Here is a 19,226-nt window from a genome sequence, read left to right on the forward strand (position 1 = left end):
AGGCTAGGTGGAGCCCGGTGGCCCGCTCCAGCGAATTTCGCCCGGCCCGCTCAGCGCTGGTAGCGGGCGAGGACCAGGTTGCCGTCCGCCTCCAAGCGCTTCCGCAGCTCAGCGAGGCCGATGGCCCCGCTGTAGTACTCCTGGAAGGCCGGGGTGGCGATCTTGTCCTTCCACTCCGGGTAGCCGCGCACCGACTGGGCGGGCGCCGGGCGGAGGTGGGCGGCCAGGGCGGTGCCGGTGGCCCAGCCGTGGTCGGTGGTGTGCAGGGACGGGTCGGCGAGGGCCTCGGCGCCGGTGGGCAGCATCCAGTCGCCGAGGGCCAGACGGACCATGTTCTTGGGCCGCAGCAGGAAGTCGATGAACCGGGCGGCCTCCTTCTTGTGCGGGCAGTCCTGGGCGATGGAGAGGGTCTGCGGGCTGACGCCCTGGGTGAGCCCGTCGGCGCCGGCCGGGGCGGGCAGCACCTGCCACTCGAAGCCCTTGGGGGCCTGCTGCTCGATCTGCTGGCGGTAGGAGAAGCCCAGCGGGACCATCGCGTACCGCCCGCCGAAGAAGCCGGGCAGGGTGTCCGAGCCCCCGCTGCCGAGCGTCGAGGTGGGCGCGCTGCGGTCGCGGGCGACCTGGTCGTGCACGGTGCGCGGTACGACGGCGTCACCGGCCCCGAACCGCACGCTCACCTTGCCGTCGCCGCCCCGCTGGAAGAGGGTGCCGCCCGCCGAGAGCCCGAGGTTGAGGGTGACGGACACGGGCTCCTTCAGCGGCCAGGCGACCCCGTACTTGCCGTCGCCGCTGAGCTGTGCGGTGATCTGGCGGAACTCGGCCCAGCTCCACGGGTGTTCGGGCGTCGGGATGCGCACCTTCGCCTTGCGCAGCCAGGCGGAGTTGGCGATGAGCACGCGGGGTTCCTGGAGGAAGGGCACGCCGTAGACGCCCTTGCCGAAGGTGGTCGCCTGCCAACTGCGCCGCGGGATGTCCGACTTGAGCCGGGCGGGCAGCAGGCCGCTCAGGTCGGCGAGGTCGCCGCCGTAGGCGAAGTCTGCCAGGTCGTCGGAGGCGTCGTGGATGACGTCGGGGGCCTCACCGCCCTCGAAGGAGGTGAGCAACTGGTCGTGCACGCCGTCCCAGTTGCCCTGCACGTACTCGACCTGGACGTCCGGGTGGGCGGCGTTCCACTCCCGCACGAGTTCCTTGTTGGCGGCGACCGACTCCTGCTGCCAGGCGAGGGACTGGAAGCGCAGGGTGATGGGCCCGTCCTTGTGGCCGCCGGAGGAGCAGCCCGCGAGGAGCAGGAGGAGGGCGGCGACCGCCATGGTGATCCTGGTCCGCATCAGCTCTTCACCGCTCCGGCGATCAGGCCCCCGGTGATCCGCCGCTGGAGCAGGGCGAACACCACGAGGGAGGGCAGGGTGGCGAGGAACGCGGCCGCGGCCAGCGGGCCGAGGTCGGCGACGCCCTCCGCGCCGATGAAATGGGTCAGGACGACCGGCAGGGTCTGGTTGCCGGGGCTCTTGAGCAGCACGAGCGCGAAGAAGAACTCGTTCCACGCCGTGACGAACGCGAACAGGGCGGTCGCCGCGATGCCCGGCGCGAGCAGCGGCGCCGTCACCGACACCAGGGTCCGCAGCCGCCCGGCGCCGTCGACGGCGGCCGCCTCCTCCAGTTCGACGGGGACCGCCCGCACGTACCCGACGAGCATCCACAGCGCGAACGGCAGCGACCACACCACGTAGACCAGGGTCAGCCCGGCCAGGGAGTCGATCAGCCGCAGCCTCTTCAGCACCAGGAACAGCGGGATGATGATCAGCACGAACGGGAACGCCTGGCTGACCACCACCCAGCCGCTCGCCGCCCGCGCGAGCCGGGTGCGGTGCCGGGCCATGACGTACGCCATCGGGGTGGCGATCAGTACGGCGACGACGGCCGCGCCGAGCGCCGCGAGCAGGGAGTTGAGGGCGGCGTGCAGAAGGGGCTGCTCGTCGAACGCCTGCCGGAAGTTGGCGAGGGTGGGGTGGCGCGGAACCCAGGTGGGATGGAGACTGCCGAGTTCGCGCGGCGGCTTGAACGCGGTGGACAGCAGCCACAGGAACGGGAACGCCAGGAAGATCAGGTAGGCCAGCAGGGCGGCGTACTGCCCCGCGCGGGCCGCGGGCCGGGTCCTCACGCGTCCTCGCCTCCCTTCAGCCGGCCCGCGAGGAACACCGCGAGCACGACGGAGATGACGGCGACCATGACGCAGCCCATCGCGGCCGCGTAGCCGAACTGGCCGTAGCGGAATGCCTCTTCGTAGGCGAACAGCATGGGCAGCCGGGTCTTTCCGCCGGGTCCGCCGCTGGTGAGCACGTACACCAGGGCGAAGGAGTTGAAGTTCCAGATCAGGTTGAGCGCGGTGATGGAGAGGGCCACGGGTCTGAGCGCGGGCCAGGTGACCGTGCGGAACCGCCGCCAGGCGCCGGCGCCGTCCACGGCGGCCGCCTCGTGGAGTTCGCGCGGGGTGTTCTGGAGCCCGGCGAGCAGGGCGACCGTGGTCTGCGGCATCCCGGCCCAGATCCCGACGACGATGACGGCGGGCAGCGCCGTGGCGAGACCGCTCAGCCAGTCCCGTCCGTCGCCGAGGCCGAGGTCGCGCAGCGTCTCGTTGAGGATGCCCGCGTCCGGGTTGTAGACCAGGCGCCACATGATGCCGACGACCACCTCGGGCATCGCCCAGGGCACGATGGCGAGGGCGCGGGCGAGCCAGCGCAGCCGGAGGTCCTGGTTGAGCAGCAGGGCGAGGCCGAGCGCCAGCAGGAACTGGGACACGGTCACGCCGACCGCCCACACCAGGCCGATCCGGAACGACTCCCAGAACAAGGTGTCGTGCAGAAGGTCCTGGAAGTTCAGCGCGCCGATCCAGCGGGTCGGCGCGGTGCGGCCGGACTGGGCGTCGGTGAAGGACAGCAGGACGCCGTAGAGCAGCGGGCCGACGCTGAGCACGAGGATCGGGATCAGGGCGGGCAGCACCAGGAACCAGACGGCGTGGTCGCGGCCGCCGGTGCGCGCGGGCGGGCGCCGCGCTTCGACCGGCGATGTCATGGAATCAGCCCCTTTGCCTGGCTCGGTTGGCGTGTTCATGGTCGTGAACCCAGCGCGCCCCGTCAAGGGACCGCACACCGCCCGACCTGTGCGAATGCGAGACTGGCCGAGAGCCGAGCCATTCGGCACGGCATGGATCACCAGCACAGGGCACGGAGGCGGACGATGGACGAGGCACGGGCGCGGGCGGTACTGGCCGGGGCGAAGGTGCTGCCCCCGGCGACGGACGCGCGCCTCCTCGCCCTGGGCGAGAACGCCGTGTTCGCCGCCGGGGACCTGGTCGTGAAGGTCGGCCGGGACGCCGAACTGCTGGACCGGGCCCGCCGCGAGCTGGCCGTGGCCTCCTGGCTGGCCGAGTCCGGGGTGCCCGCGGTGCGCGCGGCCGAGCCCGAACCCCTGCTGGTGGACGGTCACCCGGTGACCGTCTGGCACCGGCTGCCCGACGCCCTGCGCCCCGCCGAACCCCGCGACCTGGCCGCGCTGCTGCGGCTGGTGCACGCCCTGCCCGCTCCCCCGGTGCCGCTGCCGCCCCGCGAGCTGCTGGGCGGGGTGGAGCGCTGGCTGCGGCTGGCGGGCGACGCCATCGACCCCGAGGACGCGGCCTATCTGCGCGCCCGCCGCGACGGCTTCGCCTCGGCCGCCGCCGCGCTGACCCCCCGTCTGGCGCCCGGCCCGATCCACGGGGACGCGCTGCCCCGCAACGTGCACATCGGTCCGGACGGTCCCGTCCTGGTGGACCTGGAGACCTTCTCCGCCGACCTGCGCGAGCACGACCTCGTGGTGATGGCCCTCTCCCGCGACCGCTACGGCCTGCCCGCCGAGGCGTACGACGCCTTCACCGCGGCCTACGGCTGGGACGTGCGCGAGTGGGACGGCTGCTCGGTGCTGCGCGGCGCCCGCGAGACGGCGAGCTGCGCCTGGGTCGCCCAGCACGCCCCGGCCAACCCCAAGGCGCTCGCGGAGTTCGAGCGGCGGGTCGCGTCCCTGCGTGACGGGGACGAGTCGGTGCGCTGGTACCCGTTCTGAGCCTGCCCGGTACGGACTACGGCACGACGGCGTCCGTCAGCTCGCGCACCGGCCAGACCCGGTCGATCACCGCGTCCGCCTCCCCCTTGCGCCGCAGGAACGCCTCGAAGTCGGCGGCCCATTCGGCGTACCACTCGACCTGGCAGCGGTGCAGCTCCGCCAGGCCGAGCCCGGCTATCTTCGGGTACCGCTCGGCTATCGCGGTGGCGAGCCGGGCGGCGGCCAGCGCGTCGGCCGAGGCGTCGTGGGCCGCGTCGAGCACCACCCCGTACTCCGCGCAGACCGCCTCCAGGTTGCGCTTGCCCCGGCGGTAGCGGTCGACCCGGCGGTCGATCGTGTACGGGTCGACGACCGGGGCCGGGACGCGGCCGCCCAGCCGCTCGGCCAGCGAGGGCAGGCCGTACCGGTGCAGCTCGGCGGAAAGCAGGGTGAGGTCGAAGGCGGCGTTGTACGCGACCACCGGCATCCCCGAATCCCAGGCGGAGACCAGCGCGTTCGCCAGGGCGTCGGCGACCTGGTCGGCCGGGCGGCCCTCGGCCGCGGCGCGTTCGTTGCTGATGCCGTGCACGGCGACCGCGTCGGCCGGTATCTCCACGCCCGGGTCGGCCAGCCACTCCCGGCGCCCCATGGCCTCGCCGGCCCTGACCTCCAGCACGGCGCCCGTGACGATGCGCGACTGCCGCGGATCGGTCCCGGTCGTCTCCAGGTCGAAGCCGATCAGCGGCTCCCGGTGCCAGCCCATGGGCGGCCCCCCTTCTTGGTGGTGCGTTCCCCCAGTGGCTCCACCATGACACGGGGCACTGACAACGCCCCCGGCCGCCCGTCGGCGGCGGACCTCAGGACACCGGCCGCGAGTCCGCCCAGGCCAGCTCGAACTCCTCCCGATAGGTGGGGAAGAGTCCGGAATCGCCCGACTGGTCCGACGTGACCACCCGGCTGCCGCCGCGCAGCACCAGCACCGGCGACTCCATGCCGCGCGCCCCGCGCAGGTAGGACTGCACCACCGCGATGCCGTCCGCGCCGTCGCCGTCCACCAGGTAGGCGGTGAAGCGCGGGGTCTCGTCGTACACCTGGATCTCGAAGGCGCCGGGGTCGCGCAGCCGGGAGCGCACCCGGCGCATGTGCAGGATGTTCATCTCGACCGAGCGGGCCAACTCACCGCGCCTCATACCGAGTTCGCGCTCCCGGCGCTTGACCGCACTGGAGGCCGGGTTCAGGAACAGCAGCCGGACCCGGCAGCCGGACTCCGCGAGCCGGACCAGGCGGCGGCCGGAGAAGTTCTGCACCAGCAGGTTGAGCCCGATACCGATGGCGTCCAGCCGACGGGCCCCGCCGAACAGGTCCTCGGCCGGGAACTGGCCCATCAGCCGCACCCGGTCGGAGTGCACGGCGACCACGTCCGCGTACCGGTCGCCGACCAGATCCTCGACCGCGTCCACCGGGAGCCGGCCCGCCGAGGGCACGTCACCGGCGGCGCCGAGCAGCTCCAGCAGCCGGGCGGAGGCGCGCTCGGCCTGGTTCAGCACCGCCGCGGACAGCGCCCGGTTGCGGGAGACGACGTTGCGGGTCACCTCCAGCTCGTCCAGGGCGAGTTCGAGGTCCCGGCGCTCGTCGAAGTACGGCTCGAAGCACGGCCAGTGCTGCACCATCAGCTCGCGCAGTTGCGGCAACGTCAGGAAACTGAGCACGTTGTCGTCGGCCGGGTCGAGCAAGTAGCCCTTGCGGCGGCTGACTTCGCGCACCGCGACGGCCCGCTGCACCCACTCCTGGCCGGCCGGTCCGGCGGCGGCCACCACCCAGTCGTCGCCGTGGACGGGTTCGTAGACGGGGCGCAGCACGGCGGACACGACGGCGCGCAGCCGCTGCTCGACGAGGTTGAGCCAGATGTAGGCGCGGCCCGCCCGCTGGGCCCGGGTGCGCACCTCCAGCCAGGCGCCCGCGTCCCAGTCCAGTTCCGGTCCGATCGACCCCGCGCCCATCGGACGTGCCAGGGACACCGCGCCGGGCGGGACGTCCGTGGAACCGCTCCCCTCGTGACCCTCGCCACCAGGGGGCAGCTCCAGCCCTCCCGAGCCCACCCTGTACCGCCTTCCGTCCCCCGGACCTTCCCCGTCCCAACGATCAAGGAAGGGTACTCCGGGAGCGGTCGGCGGTGCAGCCGGATGGACAGGTCGGTTTCTCAACTTGCCTGCCGTCAGTGGCCGTTCCGGGCCTTCGGGAGCGCAGGGAGTGAGCGGAGTCATAGCGGCGCGAACCGGTGCCGAGGGCGGCGCGCCGCTGGTGAGCGGCCCGTGTGCCGGTGGCTCCCGCCCGGAGTGCCCCGGCCGGCCCGGATCGAGTCGGGCTCGCCGGGGTGTGCGCGGCTTCCCTCCTTCGGGTGCGGGTAGAGGTCATCCGTGACCACGGGTCGGCCGGCAGCGGAGGGCGGTAGACGTCAGGTGCCCTCACTTTCGGGGAGACTCGCCGCCAACGCGCCCCCACCGGGGCCCCGCACCTGGAAGAGTCGAGCGCATGCAGGTCTGGCCTGGAGAGGCGTACCCCCTCGGCGCCACCTATGACGGTGCCGGTACCAACTTCGCGGTCTTCACCGAAGCCGCGGACCGAGTGGAGCTGTGTCTGCTGCACGACGACGGCTCCGAGACGGCGGTGGAACTGCGCGAGAGCGACGCGTTCGTCCGGCACGCGTACCTGCCCGGCGTGATGCCGGGCCAGCGGTACGGGTTCCGGGTGCACGGACCCTTCGCGCCCGAGCGGGGGCTGCGCTGCAACTCGGCGAAGCTGCTGCTCGACCCGTACGCGAAGGCGGTCAGCGGGTCGGTCCAGTGGGGCGAGGAGGTGTACGGCTACCACTTCGGCGCCCCCGACCGGCGCAACGACCTGGACTCCGCGCCGCACACCATGAGTTCGGTGGTGATCAACCCCTACTTCGACTGGGGCGACGACCGCCCGCCACGCACCGACTACCACCGCACGGTGATCTACGAGGCCCATGTGAAGGGCCTGACCATGCGCCATCCGGGGCTGCCGGACGAGCTGCGCGGCACCTACGCGGGGCTCGCCCACCCGGCCGTCATCGAGCATCTGACCCGGCTCGGGGTGACCGCGCTGGAGCTGATGCCGGTCCACCAGTTCGTCAACGACCACCGCCTGGTCGACATGGGCCTGAACAACTACTGGGGCTACAACACCATCGGCTTCTTCGCCCCGCACAACGCCTACGCCTCCTGGGGCGACCGGGGCCAGCAGGTGCTGGAGTTCAAGTCGGCGGTCCGGGCGCTGCACGAGGCCGGGATCGAGGTCATCCTCGACGTGGTCTACAACCACACCGCCGAGGGCAACCACCTGGGACCGACGCTGTCCTTCAAGGGCATCGACAACCCGTCGTACTACCGGCTGACCGACGATCCGCGCTACTACATGGACACCACCGGCACCGGCAACAGCCTGCTGATGCGCTCGCCGCACGTCCTGCAGCTCATCATGGACTCGCTGCGGTACTGGGTGACCGAGATGCACGTCGACGGGTTCCGCTTCGACCTGGCGGCCACGCTGGCCCGGCAGTTCCACGAGGTGGACCGGCTGTCGTCGTTCTTCGACCTGGTCCAGCAGGACCCGGTGGTCTCCCAGGTGAAGCTGATCGCCGAGCCGTGGGACGTGGGCGAGGGTGGCTACCAGGTGGGCAACTTCCCGCCGTTGTGGACCGAGTGGAACGGCAAGTACCGGGACACGGTGCGGGACCTGTGGCGCGGGGAGCCGCGCGCGATCGCGGAGTTCGCCTCCCGGCTCACCGGCTCCTCCGACCTCTACCAGGACGACGGGCGCCGCCCGCTGGCCTCGATCAACTTCGTCACCTGCCACGACGGCTTCACCCTGCACGACCTCGTCTCGTACAACGACAAGCACAACGACGCCAACGGCGAGGAGAACCGGGACGGCGAGAGTCACAACCGGTCCTGGAACTGCGGGGTGGAGGGCGACACCGACGAGGCGGACGTGCGCGAGCTGCGCGGCCGGCAGATGCGCAACTTCATCGCCACCCTGATGCTGTCCCAGGGCGTGCCGATGATCAGCCACGGCGACGAGTTCGCCCGCACCCAGCGGGGCAACAACAACGCCTACTGCCAGGACAACGAGATCTCCTGGGTGGACTGGCCCGACCTGGAGGACACGGAGGGGGAGGACGAGCGGGCCGCGCTGCTGGAGTTCACCCGCGCGATGGTGGGGCTGCGCAGCGAGCACCCGGTGTTCCGGCGCCGCCGCTTCCTGCACGGGCGCCCGGTGGAGGGCACGCAGGACGAGCTGTCGGACGTCGCCTGGTTCACGCCGGAGGGCGAGCAGATGGCCCAGGCCGACTGGGACTCGGCGCCCGCCTCCGCGCTGGCCGTGTTCCTGAACGGCAACGCCATCTCCGAGCCCGGCCCGCGCGGGGAGCGGATCGCGGACGACTCGTTCCTGCTGATGTTCAACGCCTCGCACGAGCCGCTGGACTTCCTGGTGCCGGTGGACCACGGCAGGCAGTGGCAGGTGGTGGTGGACACCGCCCGGCCCGAGGGGGTGCCGCCGGGCACCGGCCCGAAGGTGGCGGCCGGTGAGCGCCTGACCCTGCCGGACCGCAGCCTGACCGTGCTCCAGCGCCCGGCTTGACGTGTACCGGCTGGGGACACACCGCCGTGTCCCCGGCCGGTGTCCGGTTCGCATGGGCCGTCCCGGGCCGGATGCCCCGGTGGATGACACGAAGAGCGGCTCGCGGGGTACGTAGCTCTGCATGACTTCAGTGCGACCCGGACCAGGGGTGCCCACGGCCACCTACCGCCTACAGCTCCAGCCCTCGTTCCCCTTCGCCGCCGCCGAGGCGGCCGTGCCCTATCTGGCGTCGCTGGGCGTCTCGCACCTGCATCTGTCCCCCGTCCTGGAGGCCGTCCCCGGCTCCACCCACGGCTACGACGTCGTGGACCACACGCGCGTGCGCGCGGAGCTGGGCGGCGAGGACGGGCTCAGGTCGCTGTCGCGCACCGCGCGGGAGCACGGGCTCGGCCTGGTGGTGGACATCGTGCCCAACCACATGGCGATGGCCCCCCGATACAACCGCGCCCTGTGGGAGGTGCTCCGGGAGGGCCCCGAGTCGCCGTACGCGCGCTGGTTCGACGTCGACTGGGCCTCGCGCGGCGGCCAGGTGCTGCTGCCGGTGCTCGGCGGCCCCATCGCCGCCGAGCGGGAGCACCTGGTGGCCGACGGCGAACTGCTGCGCTACCACGACCACCTCTTCCCGTTGCGCTCCGGCACCGAGGGCCTGCCGCTGCCCGAGCTGCTGGACGCCCAGTGGTACCGCCCGGTGTGGTGGCGGCTGGCCCGCACCGAGCTGAACTACCGGCGCTTCTTCAGCATCTCCGAGCTGATCGGAGTGCGTGTGGAGGACCCCGAGGTATTCGACGCCACCCACGGCAAGATCCTCCAGTTGCTGGCCGAGGACGTGATCGACGGCCTGCGCATCGACCACCCGGACGGCCTCGCCGACCCGGACGCCTATCTGGCCCGGCTCGACGAGGCGACCGGGGGCCGCTGGACGGTGGTGGAGAAGATCCTCGCCGACGAGGAGCAGCTCCCCGACTCCTGGCCCGTCGCCGGCACCACCGGCTACGACGCCCTGCGCCGCATCGACGGGGTCTTCACCGGTCCGGCCGGTGCCGCCGAGCTCGAAGCCCACTACCGGGCGTTCGCGGCCCCGCAGCTCGACCGCGGCGGCGACTGGGACGCCACGGTGCGCCGGGCCGCGTACAAGGTGCTCACCCATGAACTGGCCGCCGAGGCCGACCGGCTCACCCGCTCGGCGGTCCGGCTGTGCGCCGCCTCCCCGGACCTGGCGCTGCGCGACCGGGCGCCCTGGGCGCTGCGCACGGCGCTGGAGGAGCTGCTGGTCCGGATGCCGGTCTACCGGCCGTACACCTCCGAGGACGCCGCCGCCGTCGTCACGGAGGAGGCCGCGGCGGAGGCCCGGCGGGCGTTCGCGGTGGCGGAGGAGGCCGACGCGGTCGACCTGGTACGTGGCCTGCTGATCGGTCCGGACAACGGCACGCTGCCCGAACTCACCGAGTTCCGCAGCCGGTTCGCGCAGACCGCGTCGGCGCTGCGGGCCAAGTCCGTGGAGGACACGGCGTTCTACCGCTACGTCCCGCTGCTGTCGGCGACCGAGGTCGGCGGCGATCCGGGCAGGGCGGGGGTCTCCCCGGCGGAGTTCCACGCCTACTGCGCCCGGCTGGCGAGCCACTGGCCGGACACCGGCACGGTGGTCACCACGCACGACACCAAGCGCAGCGCGGACGTCCGGGCGGCGCTGAACGTGCTCACCGAGTGCCCCGGCCGCTGGGCCAAGCTGCTCGCCGAGGTGAGCCGGGAACCGGAGGTGGTCCCGGACGGCCAACTGGCCTGGGCCGCCTGGCAGACGGTGTTCGGACTCGGCCCGGCCGAGGAGGAGCGGGTACGCGAGGCGCTGCTGAAGCACGTCCGCGAGGCGGGCATGTACACGAGCTGGACCGAGCAGGAGCCGCCGTACGAGGACGCGGTGGCCGCGTTCGTCGCCGCCGGTCCCTGCGGGCCGCCCGGTGAGCGGGTGGCCGCCTTCCGCAAAGCGCTGGAGCCGCACATCCGGGCCAACGTGCTGGGCACCGCGCTGGTCCACCTGACGATGCCGGGCGTGCCCGACCTGTACCAGGGGACGGAGAGCGAGTACCGGGCGCTGGTGGACCCCGACAACCGGCGTCCGGTGCCCTTCCCGCCGCCCGCGCCGGGCGAGAAGGAGGCGCTGACCAGGGCCGCGCTCCAGCTCCGGGCGCGCCGGCCGGAGATCTTCGGCACGGCGGGGACGTACGCACCGCTGCTCGCCGAGGGGCCGTCGGCCGAGCATGTGCTGGCGTTCTCCCGATCCGGCGAGGTGATCACGGCGGTGACCCGGCTCTCGGTGCACCTGGAGGAGGCGGGCGGCTGGCACGACACCCACCTCGCGCTGCCGCCCGGCCGCTGGCGGGACGTCCTCGCCCCGGACCGCGAGTTCACCGGCGCGGTGCGCACGGAGGAGCTCTTCTCCGCGCTGCCGGTGGGGCTGCTGGAGCGGGTGGACGAAGCGGGCGACGTGGTCTGAGCGGGCGGGGCGGGGCCGGGTGGCGCGTGACCCAGGGGCGCCGCCACCCGGCCTCGCTGTCAGCCCTCCAGGGCGAACACGTCACCCGTCTCGGCGCGCAGCTCGCACGCGTTGCCGTACGTCCGCTCGTGGTCGATCTGCCGGCCGTTCCAGCGGCCGTGGGCGCGGGCGCGGACCGGTGCGTAGATCAGCGGGCAGAGGGCGTCACTGTCGCCCAGGCGGCTGAAGTCGCCGTCCGCGGCGGCGAGTTCCGCGCACGCCTCGGCGGCCTTCGGGTGGCCCTGCGGTGGGTCGCAGAGCAGCAGCGCGGCGCGGGTGCCGCCGCCGGTGGTGCCCGGCCGGGTGACGGTGAGGGAGAGCCAGTCACCGGACGCCGCGTGCGCCGTGGTGCCGGGGGCGAGCAGACAGGTGGCCATGAGGGCGGCGGCGAGCGCCGCCGTGCGAGTCAGACGGTTCATGCCCGGTGCATCGGCACGTCGGCCGGGCCGCGCCAGCCCGCCTCACCCGAACGGCAGCCATGACATCGGGCACGGCACACCAGTTCGGTCCCGGCGCGTCAGTCCGCCGCGAGCCGGTAGGCGACCGTGCCGAAGCCGACGAGGTCCCCCTCGCGGACCGCCACGGCACCCAGCACCCGGCGCCCGTTCACGGTGGTGCCGTTGGTGGAGCCGAGGTCGCGGAGCACCCACATGCCGCCCTGGTAGCGGAGTTCGGCGTGCACGCGGGAGACGGTGTCGTGGTTGAGCCGGAGCCCGCTGGCGGGGTCGCGGCCGATGCGCAGCGGGTGGCCGTGCGTCGGGTGGGGCAGCAGCAGCTTGGGCAGCCGCTCGGCGCGCCAGGCCCGGCTCAGCCGGACCCCGAAGCCCGACACGGCCTCCACGGTGCCGAACAGCGCGCGGCTCAGCCGGTTGCCGTCCCGCAGGTCGGCGGTGAGCACGGCGAGTTCGCGGGGGCTGCGCGCGGCGAGGGCCAGCTCCATGCGGTGCACGAACGTGTCGTGCGACAGCTTGCCCAGGGCGACGCCGTCCCGCAGTACCCGCAGCGCCTTGTCGCGTTCCGCGTCGGAGACCCGTACGGGATACACGGGGAATTCGAAGGACGACGTCACGTTCGTGATTGTCGGGCAGCGCACCCCGAGGTGTCCAGAAGAGGCAACCGGCGCCCGCACGCGTCCACTTCCGCGACACCAGACCGGAAAGCCCCGATTCGAAAGCGGATTGATCGAATTCGCGGCACGATGGACCGACTGCATCACGGTGAGCAGACGAAGGGGAACCGTCCGTGAAGTTCGAGGTGTGGGCACCACAGGCAGACCGGGTCGCGCTCCAGTGCGAGGGCGCCACGCGGGCGATGGAACCCGATCCGCAGCGGGCGGGCTGGTGGACGGCGGAGGCGGACGCGGCGGACGGCGCGCGGTACGGCTTCGCGCTGGACGACGGCCCCGTCCTGCCCGACCCGCGCTCGCGCCGCCTCCCGGACGGCCCGGACGGGCTGAGCGCGGTCGTGGACCAGGACCGGTACCAGTGGCGCGCCGACTGGCCGGGGCGCGGGCTGCCGGGCGCGGTGCTGTACGAGCTGCACGTGGGCACGTACACCCCCGAGGGCACGCTGGACGCGGCCGCCGACCGGCTCGGCCATCTGAAGGAACTGGGCATCACCCACATCGAGTTGATGCCGCTGTGCTCCTTCCCCGGTCGGCACGGCTGGGGGTACGACGGGGTCGCGCCGTGGGCGGTGCACGAGCCGTACGGCGGGCCGGAGGCGCTGAAGCGGTTCGTGGACCGGGCACATGAACTGGGCCTCGGTGTCGTCCTGGACGTGGTCCACAACCACCTGGGCCCCTCCGGCAACCAACTCCCCTCTTTCGGACCGTACTTCACGGACACGCACCAGACCCCCTGGGGCGCCGCCGTGAACCTGGACGCGCCCGGCTCGGACGAGGTGCGCGCCTACTTCCGCGACAGCGCCCTGGCCTGGCTGCGGGACTACCGCCTCGACGGACTCCGCCTGGACGCCGTGCACGCCCTGCACGACGACCGCGCCCGGCACTTCCTGGAGGAGCTGTCGGAGTCGGTCGACGCCCTGGGCGAGGAGGTGGGCCGCCCGCTGTTCCTGATCGCGGAGTCCGACCTCAACGACCCCCGGATGATCACCCCGCGCACCGAGCACGGCCTCGGGCTGCACGCCCAGTGGAACGACGACTTCCACCACGCCCTGCACACCGCCCTGACCGGCGAGTCCCAGGGCTACTACGCCGACTTCGCCCGCGCCCCGCTCGCCGCGCTGGCCAAGACCCTGACCGGCGGCTACTTCCACGACGGCACCTACTCCAGCTTCCGGGGCCGGGCCCACGGCCGCCCGCTGGACCGGGCCCGGCTGAGCGGGCACCGGCTCCTGGGGTACAGCCAGACCCACGACCAGGTCGGCAACCGCGCCCAGGGCGACCGCCTCGCCGCCACCCTCTCCCCCGGCCTGCTGGCCTGCGCGGCCGCGCTCACCCTGACCTCGCCGCTCACCCCGATGCTGTTCATGGGCGAGGAGTGGGCGGCCGGCACCCCCTGGCAGTACTTCACCGACCACACCGACCCCGAGCTGGCCGAGGCCGTACGGCGGGGCAGGCGGCGGGAGTTCGCGTCCCACGGCTGGGCCGAGGAGGACGTCCCCGACCCGCAGGACCCCGCCACCCGCGACCGCTCCTGCCTGGACTGGTCCGAGCCGGAGCGCGACCCCCACGCCCGCGTCCTCGCCTGGTACCGCCGCCTCATCGCCCTCCGCCACGACCGCCCCGACCTCACCGTGCCCGACCTCGCGGACACCAAGGTCGCCTACGACGAGCCCGCCCACTGGCTGGCCTTCCGCCGGGGTGACATCCGCGTCGCGGTCAACCTGGGCAAGGAGCCCGCCGCCATCCCGCTGGGTACGGGCCACCTGGAGATCCTGGCCGCGTGGGACGAGTCGGTGGAACCGCCCGGACCGGACGGGATGCTCCAGGTGCCGGGCGAGTCCTGCGTGGTGCTGTCGCAGCCGTAGGCCGCCGCCGGCGAGGGGGGCGGGGGTTGCCCGCCCCCATAAGGGAGGCCCCGGCCGGACAGGGCGCCGGGTGCCCGGCAGGCGCACGAACGCCACGCGCCCAAGTCGCGCCCGGACCCTCTACTCCTCGCCCTTCAGCTCGGTGACCCGCTCCAGCATGATCGGCTCCCACGCCCTGAGCAGGGCCGAGTGCAGCGGCCCCGCCGCCGGGGTGTCCAGGTGCTCGGTCAGGGCGATCACCGTGTCGCAGCGGGCGAGCCAGAGGCCGCGCAGGCAGGGGCGGGGGCCGTACCCGGCGAGGGTGGCGGCGCGGACGGCCGCCGGAGCGCCGACCGAGGTGGCGAGGGCGGCGATGTCCTCGGCCGGGTCGCCCAGGGCCGCGCCGGTCCAGTCGAGAACCGCGCGGACCCTGCCGTCGGCGCTGATCATCACGTGCTCGTCGGTGAGCCGGTGGTGGGTGAGGACGGCCGAGCCGGGCTGGGCGGCGAGCTGCGCGGCCCCGGACGGCGTGAGCTGGCGCAGCCGCCCCGCGTCGAACTCCTCGGCGGCGGCGAGCCGTTCGGCCGCGTGGGCGGCGATACGGCGCAGCGCCCCCAGCGACCGCGGGGCCACGCGCGGCACCCCGAGGGTCTCGGCCTGCCGCACCGGCACCGCGCGCAGCCCGGTGAACAGCCCGGCGAGGTCGGCCTCCCCCAGCGCGGACACCTCGTGCCCGCCGCCGTAGTCGCCCGGCAGCCGGGCGTCGAGTGTGCAGGCGAGACCGGGCGTCCAGTCGCCGTGCGCCACCGCGGACGGGACGACGACGGGCACATGCGGCCGCACCAGATCCCGGAGCCGTGTCTCCCGCCGCAGCCGGACGGACGCCTCGCGGTCGGGCGCGAGCCGCAGCACGTACCGGGTCCCGACCCACCAGGTGTACGGGTGCTCCGGCGCGACGGGCCGTACCTCGGGCCCCTTGGCCGTACCGCTCCTGAGCAGCGAGCGGACCAGTGCGCGCACAGTGTCCGGGGTGGGGGTCGGTGGCCGGGTCATGGGTCGTGTCTCGCCGTTCCGGAGGGTCGTCGCGGAGGTCTTCTCAGTCCACCACGACCATCTCACGGGTGGTGTTGTTCAGGCGGCGTCCGCCGTCCTCCGTCACCGTCACGATGTCCTCGATCCGGACCCCGAACCGGCCGGGCAGGTAGATGCCGGGTTCGATCGAGAAGCACATGCCGGGCACGAGCGGCTGCTCCTCGCCCTCGATCATGTACGGCGGCTCGTGCGTGGTGACGCCGATGCCGTGCCCGGTGCGGTGGATGAAGTACGGCCCGTACCCGGCGTCCTCGATCACCGCGCGGGCGGCACGGTCGACGTCCTGGCAGGTCGCGCCCGGCCGGACGGCCCGGAACCCGGCCTCCTGCGCGGCCCGCACCACGTCGTGCACCCGGCGCTCCTCCTCGGTCGGCTCACCCACGTGGACCGTGCGGGTGGTGTCGGAGCCGTAGCCGTCCTTGAGCCCGCCGAAGTCGAGGACGACCATGTCGCCCCGCTGGATGACCCGCTCGCCGACCTCGTGGTGCGGGTTGGCGCCGTTGGGACCGGAGCCGACGATGGTGAAGTCCACCTGGGAGTGTCCGAAGCGCCGCAGCAGGTCGGCGAGGTCGCGCCCCACCTCGTCCTCGCGGCGCCCGGCGAAGGGCAGCTCGCGGATCTCCTCGAAGGCGGCGTCGGCCGCGGCCCCGGCGGCGGCCAGCAGCTCCAGCTCGGCCGCGTCCTTGACGGCACGCAGCATGGGCAGGGCGTCGGTGAGCGCGGCGCAGGAGAGGTCGGGCAGGACCCGCTGGAGGGCCAGCAGGTGCAGCGCCCACGCGTTGTCGCTGACGCCGACGCCCCCCTTGGGGTCGAGAAGCTCGGCGGTGAGGGAGTGCGGGTCCTCGCCGTCGGTCCACTGCAGCAGGGTGAGCGCGGACGCGCCCGGGGCCCGCTCGGCGTCGGGCGCCTCCAGCGCGGGCACCACGAGCGCCGGCTCGCGGCCGGGCACGAGCACCAGCAGGGTGAGCCGCTCGGTGACGGGGGGCGCGTATCCCGTCAGCCAGACCAGATCCGGTCCCGGCGCCACCAGCAGCCCCCCGAGCCCCGCCTCGGCGGCGGCGCCGGTCGCGCGCGCCATCCGGGCGCGGTAGTCCTCGGCGGTGAAGATCGCGGGCGTGCTGCCGGTCATCCGGGCCTCCGGGCGTGGTCGTGGCGGCGGTGCGTGCGGCCGACCGGACGCGGGGCGCGGGGGGCCACCCGGCGTGGCTGGGGGCGGGCGGTCGGCATGAGGCCATCATGACGCGCGGGACATACGGCGACCACCGGGTTTCCGGTGGTCGCCGGGGGGGGACGGCGCCCTCGTGCCCCCCCTGCGCGCCGCGCAGGCGCCGTCAGCCGGTCAGCTGGAGCCGCCCCGGTGCCTGGCCGGGGACGAAGCCGTGGGCCCGGCTGCCCAGCCACTCGGCCTTGTAACGGTCGACCTCCCGATGCCAGTTGAGGATGCCCGCGATCCAGTTCTGGAGGTCGAGGACATAGTTGCCCATCGCCGCGCGCGCCTCCTCGGAGAGCTGGAAGTCGTCGTAGAGCACGGGCAGTTCGTGCGCGACCACGTGCTCGAACTGCTGCATGCGCTGGGTCATCAGGTCGTGGACGACGGCCAGCGCGGCCGGGTAGTCGATGCCGAAGAAGTTCTGCACGACGAGGATCGCGTTGTGGATCTCGCCCTCGTACTCGATCTCCTTCTGGTACGAGAAGACGTCGTTGAGCAGGCAGGCGTAGTCGATGGCCGCGTTCTCCAGGGAGCTGACGGGCCCGCTGCGGTACACCTCGGGTGGGATGGCCGGGCCCTGGCCCATCCGGCACATGCTCAGGGTGAGGTCGGAGCCGAAGGTGGCGCGGCGCATCTCCAGGTAGTCGACGGGGTCGGGGACGCGGTGCTGGAGCTGGTTGGACAGCTCCCACACCCAGCTCTCGGTCATCACGTCGACGGCGGCCTTCAGGGTGTGCCGCTGCTCGACGCTCAGGGGCGCGGTGGTCCGCTTCCACAGGTCGAGGAGCCCGCGCTCCATGGCGTTGGCCGGGACGATGCCCGGTTCGCCGTCCACGGACATGCACTGGGACAGCCGGGCCGTGGTCAGCCGGGCGGCGGCCAGGTCGCGGCGGTGGCCGTACACCAGGGGGTAGTAGTCGTCGCCGTACGTCCCCCAGGCGAGCCACTGCGCGCTCAGGTCGAGCGCCTCGGGGGTCGCGTCGGGATCGAGTCCGGCGGAACACAGCGCGAGGTCGTACGCGGCGAGCTTGTCCTCGTCCCAGACGCCCTCGCTCAGGATGCCCATGGCGTGGCACCACGTGACGAGGTTCTGCCGGGAGGCGTCGACGTGCGGGCTCAGCTCCAGCCGGAACGGCATGTGGAAGTCCGGCAGCAGCGACGGCCCGACCTTCTGGTACGGGACGTGCGTGTACGCGCGCAGGCGTTCGGCGCCCGCCGAGGCCAGCAGGGCGCGGACGTCGGCGGCGGAGGTGCCGGGGCCGCTCGGCACCTGCCAGGGCGTGTCGGAGCGGGCGCCCTGGTTCATGTAGCGGCTGGAGCGCAGATGCCATTCGTGGCCGCCGGACTGCCAGTCCTGAAGCCCCTTGGTGTAGGCGGCCACCGCCGCGACCTCGTCGGGCCGCAGCCCGTTCTCCAGCGCGACGGCGGGCACTTCGGTGAGCGCGGTGTGCTCGAACTGGTGCAGCCGTGAGGTGAGGACGTCGTTGACGGTCTCGGCGGCCTCCTGGGTGGAGCAGCCGAAGAACCGCTCCAGCACCAGCACGCCGTTGCTGTTCTCGCCCTCCTCCTCCACCTCGCGCTGGTAGGAGAACAGGTCGTTGCGCAGGTGGACGCCGTCGGAGAAGGTCTCCATCAGCACCCGGAGCGGCCGGGACTCGGCGACCGAGGCGGGCACCTCGGCGGTCGCGTACTCCACGAGCCCCGCCGACCAGGGGGCGCCGCCCACCTTGCGGCGCATCTCGATGTACTCGACCGGGTTGGCGATCCGGCCCTCGTTGATGTTGGACAGCTCCCACATCGACTCGTTGAGCAGGTGCTCGGTCGCCACGGCGAAGCGGCGCCGCCACTCCGCGGACATCGCCGGAACCGTGCGCGCCCACAGGTCGGCGAGGCCGGCCTCGACCGGGTTCTCCGGCTCGGGGACGGGCGTGGCGGGGTCGAGCGGCATGAACAGCGGGAGCCGGTCCAGGTGGGCCTTGCCGGCCGCCCGGTCCTGGGTGCGCTTGAACATGTCGAGGAAGTGGTCGTCGAAGAAGAACACCCACACGTACCAGTCGGTGATCAGCGAGAGTGCCGGCCCGTCGCAGTCGGGGTGGGTGTAGGCGCACAGCAGACCGTAGTCGTGCGCCTCCAGGTCGGCCTGGTCCCAGACCCCGGAGCCTTCCAGCATGCCCATCTCGCGCGCCCACGCGGTGGAGTGGGCACGGGCTTCGTCGAGATGCGGGTTGAGCCGCGCGGGATACGGCATGTAGAAGTGCGGGAGTTCGAACGGCTGCGTCATGGCGGGGGGCTACCCGCCGGGCAAATGGGTCATCCGCCGCGACTGGGATGATCACACCATCGCGTGAACCAGTGCCGAAACCGGGAACTCGCACCGCACGATGTGGCGTTGACCGTCACAGCCAGACCCCTGCCCGTGGCCCGTTTTCCGGCCCTGCCGACGGCATCCGGACAGTCCGGCACCGGAGGCCGTCCCTCCCCTTGTCCGCCCCTCGGGCCGGGGCCACGGTATGGGCCATGATCCCCTCCCCGCCTCCCCCGCACCGATTACCGCACGCGCCCGCCCCGGTGTCCTGGCAGGACAAGCCCGGCACGCCGGACCGGCCGCCCGGCCCCGGCTTCTGGGCGGTGACCCGGCACGCCGACGCCCTCCGCGTACTCCAGGACCCGGCGACGTACTCC

14 protein-coding genes are annotated in these 19,226 nt (G+C 73.2%); 4 read left to right on the top strand and 10 right to left on the bottom strand.

From position 1 onward, the window contains the following. Positions 1-50: 50 nt before the first annotated feature. The 3 genes from OG448_RS06440 to OG448_RS06450 are packed head-to-tail and all read right to left on the bottom strand — an operon-like array spanning position 51 to position 3,072. Positions 51-1,328: an ABC transporter substrate-binding protein gene (locus OG448_RS06440; protein WP_405551947.1), complete on the bottom strand. Its 1,278-nt coding sequence runs from the start codon at positions 1,326-1,328 to the stop codon at positions 51-53. Beyond that, complete coding sequence (locus tag OG448_RS06445) at positions 1,328-2,161, bottom strand: carbohydrate ABC transporter permease (protein WP_405551948.1); 834 nt, start codon at positions 2,159-2,161, stop codon at positions 1,328-1,330. Before OG448_RS06445 ends, OG448_RS06440 begins: the two co-directional genes overlap by 1 nt. Further along, complete coding sequence (locus tag OG448_RS06450; RefSeq protein WP_405551949.1) at positions 2,158-3,072, bottom strand: carbohydrate ABC transporter permease; 915 nt, start codon at positions 3,070-3,072, stop codon at positions 2,158-2,160. Before OG448_RS06450 ends, OG448_RS06445 begins: the two co-directional genes overlap by 4 nt. 165 nt (positions 3,073-3,237) lie before the next feature. Between OG448_RS06450 and OG448_RS06455 the strand changes: the two genes are divergently transcribed. Beyond that, on the top strand, positions 3,238-4,098 hold the full coding sequence (locus OG448_RS06455) for a phosphotransferase enzyme family protein (protein ID WP_405551950.1): 861 nt from the start codon (positions 3,238-3,240) through the stop codon (positions 4,096-4,098). 16 nt (positions 4,099-4,114) lie between these two features. Here OG448_RS06455 and OG448_RS06460 read toward each other — a convergent pair whose 3' ends face one another. Both OG448_RS06460 and OG448_RS06465 read right to left on the bottom strand, forming a co-directional pair. Next, complete coding sequence (locus tag OG448_RS06460; protein ID WP_405551951.1) at positions 4,115-4,840, bottom strand: exonuclease domain-containing protein; 726 nt, start codon at positions 4,838-4,840, stop codon at positions 4,115-4,117. A gap of 94 nt (positions 4,841-4,934) precedes the next feature. Next, on the bottom strand, positions 4,935-6,176 hold the full coding sequence (locus tag OG448_RS06465; RefSeq protein ID WP_405551952.1) for an SAV2148 family HEPN domain-containing protein: 1,242 nt from the start codon (positions 6,174-6,176) through the stop codon (positions 4,935-4,937). A gap of 433 nt (positions 6,177-6,609) precedes the next feature. Between OG448_RS06465 and glgX the strand changes: the two genes are divergently transcribed. After that, positions 6,610-8,742 carry a glycogen debranching protein GlgX gene (glgX, locus tag OG448_RS06470; protein ID WP_405551953.1) on the top strand — a complete coding sequence of 711 codons (2,133 nt, stop codon included), beginning with the start codon at positions 6,610-6,612 and terminating at the stop codon, positions 8,740-8,742. Between the two features lie 121 nt (positions 8,743-8,863). After that, the gene (treY, locus tag OG448_RS06475; protein ID WP_405551954.1) at positions 8,864-11,233 is read left to right on the top strand and encodes a malto-oligosyltrehalose synthase; all 2,370 of its coding nucleotides are present in this window, start codon (positions 8,864-8,866) and stop codon (positions 11,231-11,233) included. A gap of 59 nt (positions 11,234-11,292) precedes the next feature. On the opposite strand, the gene OG448_RS06480 is transcribed toward treY, so the two are convergent. Further along, positions 11,293-11,691 carry an SSI family serine proteinase inhibitor gene (locus OG448_RS06480; RefSeq protein ID WP_405551955.1) on the bottom strand — a complete coding sequence of 133 codons (399 nt, stop codon included), beginning with the start codon at positions 11,689-11,691 and terminating at the stop codon, positions 11,293-11,295. A gap of 98 nt (positions 11,692-11,789) precedes the next feature. Then, a complete protein-coding gene (locus tag OG448_RS06485; RefSeq protein ID WP_391292684.1) occupies positions 11,790-12,341 on the bottom strand; it encodes an FHA domain-containing protein in 552 nt (183 codons plus the stop codon). Between the two features lie 173 nt (positions 12,342-12,514). Here OG448_RS06485 and treZ point away from each other — a divergent pair, with 173 nt between their 5' ends. Next, positions 12,515-14,263 carry a malto-oligosyltrehalose trehalohydrolase gene (gene treZ / locus OG448_RS06490; RefSeq protein ID WP_405551956.1) on the top strand — a complete coding sequence of 583 codons (1,749 nt, stop codon included), beginning with the start codon at positions 12,515-12,517 and terminating at the stop codon, positions 14,261-14,263. Between the two features lie 120 nt (positions 14,264-14,383). Here the strand turns inward: treZ and OG448_RS06495 are convergent, their stop codons facing one another. The 3 genes from OG448_RS06495 to cyc2 all read right to left on the bottom strand — a co-directional run bounded on the left by OG448_RS06495 (position 14,384) and on the right by cyc2 (position 18,825). Beyond that, on the bottom strand, positions 14,384-15,295 hold the full coding sequence (locus OG448_RS06495) for an aminoglycoside phosphotransferase family protein (protein ID WP_405551957.1): 912 nt from the start codon (positions 15,293-15,295) through the stop codon (positions 14,384-14,386). 43 nt (positions 15,296-15,338) lie between these two features. Further along, a complete protein-coding gene (locus OG448_RS06500; protein ID WP_405551958.1) occupies positions 15,339-16,463 on the bottom strand; it encodes a M24 family metallopeptidase in 1,125 nt (374 codons plus the stop codon). Positions 16,464-16,665: 202 nt separating this feature from the next. Next, positions 16,666-18,825: a germacradienol/geosmin synthase Cyc2 gene (cyc2, locus tag OG448_RS06505; protein WP_405551959.1), complete on the bottom strand. Its 2,160-nt coding sequence runs from the start codon at positions 18,823-18,825 to the stop codon at positions 16,666-16,668. Positions 18,826-19,226 lie beyond the last annotated feature (401 nt).

Origin of the sequence: Streptomyces sp. NBC_01171 (assembly GCF_045039805.1) — a bacterium.
Lineage (GTDB): Bacteria > Actinomycetota > Actinomycetes > Streptomycetales > Streptomycetaceae > Streptomyces.